This is a genomic window from Cellulomonas massiliensis JC225, from assembly GCF_000312005.1.
In the GTDB taxonomy this organism is placed as follows: Bacteria; Actinomycetota; Actinomycetes; order Actinomycetales; family Cellulomonadaceae; genus Cellulomonas; species Cellulomonas massiliensis.
In genome coordinates this window covers 1,908,048-1,918,110 of the sequence record NZ_HE978588.1, presented here as the reverse complement: position 1 = coordinate 1,918,110, position 10,063 = coordinate 1,908,048, and the positions used below count along the sequence as shown (strand labels likewise).

At 75.2% G+C, this 10,063-nt stretch carries 9 protein-coding genes; 5 read left to right on the top strand and 4 right to left on the bottom strand.

Features of this window, described 5'->3' with window-relative positions:
• Window positions 1-226: 226 nt before the first annotated feature.
• Both HGCM_RS09150 and HGCM_RS09145 read left to right on the top strand, forming a co-directional pair.
• Window positions 227-1,234, top strand: a complete 1,008-nt coding sequence (locus HGCM_RS09150) for a LacI family DNA-binding transcriptional regulator (RefSeq protein WP_019136546.1) — start codon at window positions 227-229, stop codon at window positions 1,232-1,234.
• A gap of 55 nt (window positions 1,235-1,289) precedes the next feature.
• Window positions 1,290-2,111: a TspO-related membrane protein gene (locus HGCM_RS09145; RefSeq protein WP_019136545.1), complete on the top strand. Its 822-nt coding sequence runs from the start codon at window positions 1,290-1,292 to the stop codon at window positions 2,109-2,111.
• Between the two features lie 25 nt (window positions 2,112-2,136).
• Here the strand turns inward: HGCM_RS09145 and HGCM_RS09140 are convergent, their stop codons facing one another.
• Window positions 2,137-2,988, bottom strand: coding sequence for a serine/threonine-protein kinase (locus tag HGCM_RS09140; RefSeq protein ID WP_019136544.1), 852 nt, complete (start codon window positions 2,986-2,988; stop codon window positions 2,137-2,139).
• A 141-nt stretch (window positions 2,989-3,129) separates the two neighbouring features.
• Here HGCM_RS09140 and ppdK point away from each other — a divergent pair, with 141 nt between their 5' ends.
• Window positions 3,130-5,838: a pyruvate, phosphate dikinase gene (ppdK, locus tag HGCM_RS09135; RefSeq protein ID WP_019136543.1), complete on the top strand. Its 2,709-nt coding sequence runs from the start codon at window positions 3,130-3,132 to the stop codon at window positions 5,836-5,838.
• 122 nt (window positions 5,839-5,960) lie between these two features.
• The gene (locus HGCM_RS09130) at window positions 5,961-6,512 is read left to right on the top strand and encodes an HdeD family acid-resistance protein (RefSeq protein WP_147572767.1); all 552 of its coding nucleotides are present in this window, start codon (window positions 5,961-5,963) and stop codon (window positions 6,510-6,512) included.
• Between the two features lie 5 nt (window positions 6,513-6,517).
• Here HGCM_RS09130 and HGCM_RS09125 read toward each other — a convergent pair whose 3' ends face one another.
• A complete protein-coding gene (locus HGCM_RS09125) occupies window positions 6,518-6,736 on the bottom strand; it encodes a hypothetical protein (protein ID WP_019136541.1) in 219 nt (72 codons plus the stop codon).
• Window positions 6,737-6,794: 58 nt separating this feature from the next.
• On the opposite strand from HGCM_RS09125, the gene HGCM_RS09120 reads away from it, so the two are divergent.
• On the top strand, window positions 6,795-7,259 hold the full coding sequence (locus HGCM_RS09120) for a MarR family winged helix-turn-helix transcriptional regulator (protein ID WP_019136540.1): 465 nt from the start codon (window positions 6,795-6,797) through the stop codon (window positions 7,257-7,259).
• Between the two features lie 18 nt (window positions 7,260-7,277).
• Here HGCM_RS09120 and HGCM_RS09115 read toward each other — a convergent pair whose 3' ends face one another.
• On the bottom strand, window positions 7,278-8,891 hold the full coding sequence (locus HGCM_RS09115) for an endonuclease/exonuclease/phosphatase family protein (RefSeq protein ID WP_019136539.1): 1,614 nt from the start codon (window positions 8,889-8,891) through the stop codon (window positions 7,278-7,280).
• Window positions 8,892-8,971: 80 nt separating this feature from the next.
• Window positions 8,972-9,934: an acetylxylan esterase gene (locus HGCM_RS09110; RefSeq protein ID WP_026075368.1), complete on the bottom strand. Its 963-nt coding sequence runs from the start codon at window positions 9,932-9,934 to the stop codon at window positions 8,972-8,974.
• Between the last annotated feature and the right edge of the window lie 129 nt (window positions 9,935-10,063).

Sequence of the window (10,063 nt, the reverse complement as noted above, 5' to 3'; positions counted from 1 at the left end):
ACCCGAGCGCGGCCGCCGCCGCCCGCCAGCCGGTCACCGTCATCGCGTCTCCTCGTCGTCGGCCGGGCCTCCCCGGCGCCGTGCGGCCGCGCCGCCGCTCGCTGAAACGCGTGTAACGCGAGCGCGACGCTGCAGCCCGATCCGGACAGTCCAGGCGTTCCCGTGCACACAGGTCAATGCCAGACTCGTCCCCGGAGTGAAACACCCACTGGAACAGGAGGGCGCCGTGGCACGTGCCACCGTCCGCGAGGTCGCCGCCGCGACCGGCGTCTCGATCGCCACCGTCTCGCGCGTGCTCAACGGCTACGGCAACGTCGCCGCGCCCACGCGCGCCCGCGTGCTCGAGGCGATGGCCGCGCTCGGCGCCCGCGCGCCGGCACCCCGCACCGCCCCCGTCCCCCGGTCGGGCCCCGTGTTCGTCCGCTGCCCGTACGTGCTCACCGACTACTTCGGCGAGATCGTCTCGTCCGTGGTCGAGCAGCTCGAGCTGCACGACCGCGAGGTGCTGCTCGACGCCGGCGAGAGCCGGCAGCTCACCCACCCGCTCGTCGCCCTCGCGGGCCGCCGGGACGTCGCCGGAGCGGTGCTCGTGCTCCCGCCCGAGGGACCGGGCGAGCTGACCGCGCTGCGGCAGGCACGGGTCCCCTTCGTCGTCGTCGACCCCCGCACGCCGTCGCCGGCCGACGTGCCCACCGTGTGCGCCGCGCACCAGCGAGGCGCGGCCGAGGTGACGCGCCACCTGCTGGGGCTGGGCCACCGGCGCATCGGCGTGCTCGGCGGCCCGCTCGAGTGGCTCGCCGGGACGGAGCGGCTCGCGGGCCACGTCGCGGCGCTGGCCCAGGCCGGGCTGCTGGCGGACCCCGCCCTGCACCGGCACGCCGAGCCCACCGTGGACGAGGGCCGGCGCGCCGCGGCCGAGCTCCTCGCGCTGCCCGACCCTCCCACCGCCCTGGTCGCCTTCAACGACAAGGCGGCGCTGGGCGCGCTCGAGGCGGCCGCCGCACGCGGGCTCCGGGTCCCGCGCGACCTGTCCGTCGCGGGGTACGACGACAGCGCCGTCGCCACGGCGACGACGCCGCGCCTCACGACGGTGCGCCAGCCGCTGGCGGAGCTCGGCCGTCTGGCCGTCGGGCTGCTGGTCCGGATGCTGGCGCGCCAGAAGGTCGAGGGGCGCCACGTCGAGGTCGCCGTCGAGCTCGTCGTGCGCGGGTCGACGGGCCCGGCCCCGCGCTGACCTGCGCCGGGCCCCTCGAGATGCTCAGCATGCTGAGCGAGGCCACCATGGAGCGATGACCGCGACCCTGGAACGGCCCGCTCCCCCTCGCTCGTCCGACCGCGTCCGGCAGGCGGTGGTGCTCGTCGGCGCGCTGCTCGCCGTGGCCGCCGCCGCCCTGGGCTCGGGCGCCTTCGGCGGCACCCCGATCCAGGACGCCGCCGGCGGTGCGCTCTCCGCCGACGCGACGCCCGTGGCTCCCGACACCCCGGCGTTCCGGATCTGGTCGGTGATCTACCTCGGCCTCGTCGCGTTCGCGGTGGTGCAGGCGCTGCCGGGCCGCCGCACCGACCCCCGGCTGCGGGCCACGGCGTGGTGGGTGCTCGCGAGCATGGTGCTCAACGCCGCGTGGATCGGCGTCGTCCAGGCCGGGTGGCTCTGGGCCTCGGTCGTCGTCATCGGCGTGCTGCTGGCGGTGCTCGCGCGGCTGCTCGTGCTGCTCGTCGCCACCCCGCCGGGCTCGGTGCTGCAGGCGGTCGTCCTCGACGGCACCGTCGGCCTGTACCTCGGCTGGGTGAGCGTCGCGACGCTCGCGAACACCGCGGCGGCGCTCGCGGCCTCGGGCGTCGGCGGGCTGGGACTCGGGGCGACCGGGTGGTCGGTCGTCCTCGTCACCGCCGCCGCGCTGCTCGCCGTCGCCTACGGGTGGTACGCGCGCCGGCGGCCGGTCGTCGCGGTCGCGGCCGGCCTGGCGATGGCGTGGGGCCTCGCGTGGGTCGCCGTGGGACGCACGCAGGGCGCGCCGCTGGACCCGGTCGTCGCGACGGCCGCCACCGCGGCCGCGGGGGTGGCGCTGCTGGCGCCGGTCGTGGCCGCGGTGGTCGGTCGCCGCCGCTGACCGGCGCCGTCCGAGCGCCCTGCCGTCAGACGGCGCGGGCCGTCAGGACGAGCTGCTCCCCCACCTCGATGCGCACGTCCTCGAGGCGCACGCCCGGCGGCAGCTGGGCGGCGAGGTCGACCGGACGGGCGGCGAGCGCGTCGACCCGGCCGCGGGCGGCCGCGAGCATGGCGCCGACGAGCGGGTTGCCGCTCGACAGGTCGACGTCGGACAGCCGCAGGACGAGGTCGTCCGTCACGGTCGCGGTCGCACGGGCCTGCACGGACGCGGACAGCAGGCTCTTGCGCACCTTCGCGTCGAGCCGCACGGAGACCGCGCGCGGGCCCTGCTGCTCGAGCGCGACGTCGAGGCTCTGCAGCGTCACGCCCTGGGAGGCGGCGACCTGGGTGGCCACGGTGCGCACCGCCGCGACGACCTGCTCGCGCGGAGCCGCGACGCGCACAGACCCGGTGACGGGGGCGTCCGCGGTCGGCTCGAGCAGCTCGGCGCCGAGCGCGCCGTCGGGGGTCTCGACCCACGCGAACGGCACCTGGGCGAGGTCGGCGCGCACGTCGACCGGCACGCCGATCACCGTCAGGGGGTGCGCGTCGACCTGCAGCCGGCCCACGACGCCCGGGGTGCGCTCCCGCACGGCGACCGCCGGCGGGGCCGCGGGCGCCGACCGCGGCACCTGCGCGACGACGAGCCCGGTGAGGTCGACGTCGAGCTCGGGCACGTCGTCGCCCTCGACCCGGGCCGTGACGCGCGCCGCGGATGCGTCCGCGATGCCGCGCAGGTTCTCGGTCAGGGCGGCGCGCAGCCGCGCGGCGAGCTCGTCGCCGGTGGTGGGCCGCGGGGCGCGGCCGAGCGGGAGGACGTCGGCGGAGGTGGCGTTCATGCTCGCAGTCTCCCCCAGCGCCGGGGCGCCCGCCCGGCCGCGGCGGGGAAGGCGGCCGGATCTTCTGGGCCCTTCGTCCGGTGCACCGACCCGCGCCCGGAGCATGCTGGTCGGGTCAGACCTGCGACGAAGGAGACGCCGGTGGCCACGTACGTGTACCGCTTCGCGGACGGAGACAAGGACCAGAAGGACCTGCTGGGCGGCAAGGGGGCGAACCTCGCGGAGATGACCCGCCTGGGCCTGCCCGTGCCGCCGGGGTTCACGATCACGACGGAGGCCTGCCGCGCGTACCTGCGCGACGGCGCGGTGCCCCCCGAGCTGCGGGTCGAGGTGACGCTGGCGGTCCGCGAGATCGAGGACGCCCTCGGCCGCCGGCTCGGCGACTTCCACGACCCGCTGCTCGTCTCCGTGCGCTCCGGCGCACGGTTCTCGATGCCCGGGATGATGGAGACCGTCCTCAACATCGGGCTCAACGACGCCTCGGTCAAGGGCCTCGCGGAGTTCTCCGGGGACGAGCGCTTCGCGTGGGACTCCTACCGGCGGCTCGTCCAGATGTTCGGCAAGACCGTCCTGCACATCGACGGCGACCGGTTCGCGGACGCGCTGGACGGCAAGCGCGCCCAGGTGGGCGCGGCGACGGACGTCGACCTGTCGACGCAGGACCTGCGCGAGCTCGTCGAGACGTTCAAGGACATCGTCCGGGACGAGACCGGCCGCGACTTCCCGCAGCACCCGCGCGAGCAGCTCGACATGGCGATCGAGGCCGTCTTCGACTCGTGGAACACCGACCGCGCGCGCCTGTACCGGCGCCGCGAGCGGATCCCGCACGACCTGGGCACGGCCGTCAACGTCGTGAGCATGGTGTTCGGCAACCTCGGACCCACGTCGGGCACGGGCGTCTGCTTCACGCGCGACCCCTCCACGGGCGAGCCCGGGATCTACGGCGACTACCTGCCGAACGCGCAGGGCGAGGACGTCGTCGCCGGCATCCGCAACACCCTCCCGCTGTCGGAGCTCGAGGTGCTCGACCGTCCCGCGTACACCGACCTCGTGCAGGCGATGCGGCGGCTCGAGACCCACTACCGCGACCTGTGCGACATCGAGTTCACGATCGAGCGCGGCAAGCTGTGGCTGCTGCAGACGCGGGTCGGCAAGCGCACAGCCGCCGCGGCGTTCCGGATCGCCACCGAGCTCGTCGACGAGCACCTCATCACGATGGACGAGGCGCTCTCGCGGTGCTCCGGCGAGCAGCTCACCTCGCTGCTGTTCCCGCAGTTCGACCCGCACGCCGAGACCACCCTGCTGACCCGCGGCATGGCGGCCTCGCCCGGCGCCGCGGTCGGGCCGATCGCGTTCGACAACGCCCAGGCGGTCGCCGCGGCCGAGGCGGGCACGCCGGCGATCCTCGTCCGCAAGGAGACCAACCCCGACGACCTGCAGGGCATGATCGCCTCGGCGGGCGTCCTCACGGCGCGCGGCGGCAAGACGTCGCACGCGGCGGTCGTGGCCCGCGGCATGGGCCGGTGCGCGGTCGTCGGCGCGGACGCGCTGCGGATCGACCCCGTGGCGGGCACCGTGACCGTCGGCAAGACGGTGCTCCACGGCGGCGACACCATCGCGATCGACGGCTCGTCCGGCGAGGTGTTCGTCGGCGACGTGCCGGTCACCGACTCCCCGGTCATGGTCTACGTGAGCCGCGGCCTGGAGGCGGGCCTCGAGGCCGCCGGGGACGACGACGAGGCACGCGGTCTCGTCAGCGCCGTGCACCGGGTGATGGAGCACGCGGACAAGGTGCGTCGCCTGCGGGTCCGCGCCAACGCCGACAACGCGGCCGACGCGACGCGGGCGCGGGAGCGCGGCGCGCAGGGCGTCGGGCTGTGCCGCACCGAGCACCAGTTCCTCGGCGACCGCCGTCGGCTCGTCGAGCAGCTCATCCTGGCGGGCGACGACGCCGAGCGCCGGGCCGCGCTCGACGCGCTGCTGCCGGTCCAGCGTCAGGACTTCGTCGAGCTGCTCGAGGCCATGGACGGCCTGCCGACGACGATCCGCCTCATCGACCCGCCGCTGCACGAGTTCCTGCCGGACCTCACGACGCTGGCGGTCGACGTCGCGGTGGCGCGCGAGCGTGGCGAGGCCGACCCGCACGACGAGAAGGTCCTCGCGGCCGTCGAGCACATGCACGAGCAGAACCCGATGCTGGGCCTGCGCGGGGTGCGCCTCGGCCTGACCCTGCCGGGCCTGTTCGCGCTGCAGGTGCGGGCCATCGCCGAGGCGACCGTCGAGCTGCGCCGGGCCGGCAGGGACCCACGGCCGGAGATCATGGTGCCGCTCGTCGGGTCCGTGCGGGAGCTGCAGATCGTCCGCGACGAGGCCGAGCAGGTGCTGCGCGAGGTCGGCGACGCCGCGGGCACGACGCTCGACGTGCCGATCGGCTGCATGATCGAGCTGCCGCGCGCGGCCCTCACGGCGCACCGGATCGCCGAGGAGGCGGACTTCTTCTCCTTCGGCACGAACGACCTCACGCAGACGACGTGGGGCATGTCGCGCGACGACGTCGAGGGCGAGTTCTTCGCCCAGTACCTCGACAACGGCGTGCTGACGATCTCCCCGTTCGAGACGCTGGACGCCGACGGCGTCGGCTCGCTGGTCCGGGCGGGCGTCGAGGGCGGCCGTGCCACGAAGCCGGCGATGCACATGGGCGTCTGCGGCGAGCACGGCGGCGACCCCGAGTCGATCCACTTCTTCGACGAGGTCGGGCTCGACTACGTGTCCTGCTCGCCGTTCCGCGTCCCGGTCGCGCGTCTGGAGGCGGGCCGGGCCGCCGCCGGGGCTTCCCAGGACACGGTCTGACCTGCGGCGACGCGGCGAGGGCCCGGGCCGCGCGCCCGGGCCCTCGCCGTGCCCCCGCGCGGCCGCTAGCGTGACCCTCGTCGCCGGGCCCGCGGGGGCCGCCGGCGCGAGGGGGTGGGCACGTGCCTGAGTCGGTGGAGGAGCGTTCACGGACGACGCTCGACGTGGTGCTGGGGATCCTGCTCGTCGTCGGAGGCTTCGTCGCCCTCGGCTACGCGGTGGTCGCGACGGTGGTCTCGGTGTTCGTCATCGCGTGGACGGCGCTGCTGGGCGGGCTGGTCCTGCTCGTCAGCGCGCTGGCGCGGATCCGCTCGGGCGGCGTGCTCTGGGCCGCGCTCGGCGGTGCGGCGCTGCTCGTCCTGGGCATCTTCATCCTGCGCAACCCCGAGTTGGGCGCGATCGCGCTGACGGTGCTCGCGGGGGCGCTCTTCCTCACGGGTGGCGTCGCGCGGCTCGTCGCCTCGGCCTCGCAGACCGGCAGCCGGCTGCTCCTGGCGATCAGCGGCGTCGCCGGCGTGCTGCTCGGCGCCTACGTGCTCATCAACCCCGTCGCGGCGACCGCCGAGCTGCTCGGCATCCTGCTGGGCGTCCAGCTGCTCGTGGAGGGCATCACGCTGATCGCGCTCGGCCGGATGCGGCTCGCGCCGCAGCGCGTCGCACCCGCGGCGGCCTGACGTCCTCAGACGTCGTCGCGGCTGACGAGGTAGGTCCGTCCGGCGGCGTCGGTGACCCGGACGAGCTCGGTGCGCAGCGCCTCGTCGCGCGCCCGCTCCTCCTCGGTCGGCGGACGCAGCGGCTCCGTCGGGTCGCTGACCTGCGGCGGCCCGATGAGATAGCGGGCGAGCCAGGCGGTGACGTCGCGGCGCGGCCGCCCCTCGTCCTGCGGACCCGGAGCCATGGCGCCCCCCTTTCGTGAGTGCCCTCATCATATGCCCACTCACGAGTAGGGTGGCGCCGTGCCCACGACGTCTGCCCCCGCCCCCGACCCGCTCGCGCTCGAGGCGCAGGTCTGCCTCGCCATGTCGGCGGCCGCACGGAGCCTCGTCGCGTTCTACCGGCCGCTGCTGGAGCCGCTCGGCCTCACGCACCCCCAGTACCTCGCGATGCTCGCCCTGTGGCAGCACGGTCCGCTGGCCCTGCGGGAGCTGGCCGACCTGCTGCACCTGGAGCCGGGCACCACCTCACCGCTCGTGCGCCGGCTGGAGGCGCTCGGCCTCGTCGAGCGCGCGCGGTCGCGCGACGACGAGCGGGCGCTCGCCATCCGCCTCACCGACGCCGGCCGGGCGCTGCGCGCGCAGGCCGAGGGCATCCCGGCGGCGATGGTCGGGCGCCTCGGCCTGCGCGTCGAGGAGGTCCAGCGGGTGCGCGAGTCGGCCGAGCTGCTGCTCGCGGCCTGCGAGCGGGCCGTCGGCGCCCCCTGAGCGGGCGACCCCCGCGGCTCAGCGCGGGAGTGACAGCGTGGCCACCTGCATGTTGTGGTCCGAGCCCTGGTACACCGGGTCGAACGAGGACCCGCTCGTCACCAGGTGGTTGACGTACGACACCGTGCCGCCGCCGTTCTTCACCAGGATGTGGTCGATCCGCGGGCCCACCCACGTGTACACGTACGGCTTGGCCGGGTAGCCGTCGTCGACGGACGACGTGCGGTTGTTCGACGTCGAGTACTGGTTCTTGACGACGCGCGCCGACGCCGCGGCGTCCACGTACCCGTACCGCAGCGAGTCGGTGACGGGGCCGTTCGGGTACGGCTCGACGTCGCTGTTCCAGTCGCCCGTGATGATCACCGGCGCGGACGCGACGCCGTGGTCGGCCGCCACGTCCTTGACCATCTGCCGCACGCCGGAGGCCCACGCCTTGCGGACCTTCTGGGAGTTGCTCGTGCCGCCCTGCAGCAGGTGCACGGACGTGACGAGGAACGTGCGCCCGGTCGCCTTCGAGGTGAAGACCGCCCACGGGACGAAGTGGTCCTCCTCCGGCTTGCCCGCGTCGTCGACCCACTTCGCCGTGCCCTGGAACGGCTTGGCGAGGGTGAACACGCGCTCGTACCCCGCGTCGACCAGCGTCACCTGCGACGGGCGGTAGTAGACGTGCTCCGCGACGGCGACGCCGGGCACGATCGGGGCGTCGCCCGCCATCGCGTAGCCGCCGGCGCGCTCGAGCCGGTCGGCGAGGTCCTCGAACTGCCGCAGCGGCTTGCCGTCGACCACCTGCGCGCCCGAGGCCTCCTGCACCCCGATCACGTCGGGGAGCGCCTTGGTGATGTTCGCGACCACCGCCGCTCGGCGGTCGACCCACTGCCGTCCGTCGATGTTCTTCGTCGCCCCGACCGACGCGACGTTGTAGGACGCGACCTTGAGCTGGTCCTCCGCGCCGCCCACGACCTTCGGCGGGGTCGGCCAGGCGATGGTGACCGTCGAACGGTTGAGGCGCGAGCCGTTGTAGAACATCGCGCGCACGTAGACGGGGTTCCCGGTCGTGGAGCCGACCTGGTAGCGGAACGCGTCGGGGACCGTCACGACGGCCGACGTCCGGGTCGCCGGCGCGCCCGTCGCCCAGTTCTTGGCCGAGTTCTCGATCGTGCCGTTGCTGTACGACGCCAGCACGACGACCTTCGTCGCGCGCGGCAGCCGCGGCCAGCTGACCTTGACCTTGTCGGTGCCCGCCGACGCGACCGTGATCGCCGTCGCGCCCACCGCGCGGCGCGACGGCTCCGTCGTCTTCGTCGCCGTCCACGTCGTCTTGACGCCCGTCAGGCCCCGGACGCGCACGTAGTACGTCTGCCACAGCTCCAGACCGGTGACCATCTTCACGGTCTTGGGCGTGCGGATCGTCGTCGTCGAGCCCGAGCTGAAGCTCTTCGACCGGCTGACCTGGAGCTCGTACTGGGTGGTGCCCCGCACGGCCGACCACTCGGCCGTGAGCGCCCGGTCGCCGGGGACGACGACGATGCTGGTGGGCGCGGCCGCCGCGGAGGCGGGCGTGGACAGTCCGACGACCACCGCGGCGACGGCGACGAACGCGGCGACGAGCCGGGTCAGGGCGTGAGGGCGCATGGTCTTTCCTCGGCTCCGGAGCGGGGCGGCTTGAGCGGGGGTCACCCGTTCGGTGCGGGGTCTCATCCCTCCATGGTCGCTCAGGCCAGGAGCTCGCGCGCCCAGCGCAGCTTGCGCCCCTCCTGCTCGACCTGGCCGCCCTCGTGCTCGTTCCACGGGTAGACGACGACGTCCTTGGGCCCCGCGTAGGCGTGGTACGCGGCGAAGACGGTCGAGGGAGGGCAGGTCTGGTCCATGAGCGCCACCGAGAACAGCGCCGGGGCGGTGGCGCGTCGGGCGTGGACGGCGCCGTCGACGTACGACAGCGTGCGCAGCACCGTCTCCTCCGCGTCGCGGTGCACGCGCAGGTACCGGACGAGCTCGCCGTAGGGGTCGGCGTCGGTGATCGTCACCGCGCGCGCGACGTGGCACAGGAACGGGACGTCGACCATCGCACCCCGGACCTCGGCCAGCCCGGCGACCGCGAGCGCGAGCCCCCCGCCCTGGCTGATCCCCGCCACGAGCACGCGCTCGGGGTCCACCTCCGGCACGGTCCGCACCGCGTCGACGGCACGGACGGCGTCCGTCACGAGCCGCCGGTAGTAGTACCGCTCGGGGTCGAGCACGCCGCGGGTGAGGAAGCCCGGCTGCTCCGGGCCGGCTCCCCCGGCCGGGTCGGGCGTGGCGCCCTGCTGCCAGCCCGCGCCCTGCGCCCGGTTGTCCATCATGAGGTGGGCGAAGCCGGCGAGCGGCCACACCGGCAGCTCGAGGGCGTGGCCGCGGCCGCCGTTGTAGCCGACGTACTGGACGACGACGGGCAGGGGCCCCTCGCGGTGGGCGGGCAGCCGCAGCCACGCGCGCACGCGGTCGCCGCCGAAGCCCGCGAACTCGAGGTCGTAGGTGTCGACCGCCGTGAGCCCCGTGTCGACGAGGGTGCGGCGCACCGCGACGTCGTGGCCGCGGGCCTCGGTGAGCGTGCGGGCCCAGAAGGCGTCGAGGTCGTCCGGCTCGGCGACGTCCGGGCGGTAGGTGCGCAGCTCGTCGAGCGGCAGGTCGAACAGCATCGGTGCTCCTCGGGTGCGGGTGCCGGGCGTCGGGTCGCCGGGCGCCGTCCGCGTGCGGCGGACGCCAGCATCCTGCCCGCCGGCGGACGGGGCCCGGGAGAGCCGGCCGCTCGGCGCGTCGCGCGTCGC

Excerpts from the sequence above, each read along its gene's own strand:
- HGCM_RS09145 (WP_019136545.1), top strand. The coding sequence starts at position 1,290 with ATGACCGCGACCCTGGAACGGCCCGCTCCCCCTCGCTCGTCCGACCGC.
- HGCM_RS09140 (WP_019136544.1), bottom strand. The coding sequence starts at position 2,988 with ATGAACGCCACCTCCGCCGACGTCCTCCCGCTCGGCCGCGCCCCGCGG.
- HGCM_RS09125 (WP_019136541.1), bottom strand. The coding sequence starts at position 6,736 with ATGGCTCCGGGTCCGCAGGACGAGGGGCGGCCGCGCCGCGACGTCACC.
- HGCM_RS09115 (WP_019136539.1), bottom strand. The coding sequence starts at position 8,891 with ATGCGCCCTCACGCCCTGACCCGGCTCGTCGCCGCGTTCGTCGCCGTC.
- HGCM_RS09110 (WP_026075368.1), bottom strand. The coding sequence starts at position 9,934 with ATGCTGTTCGACCTGCCGCTCGACGAGCTGCGCACCTACCGCCCGGAC.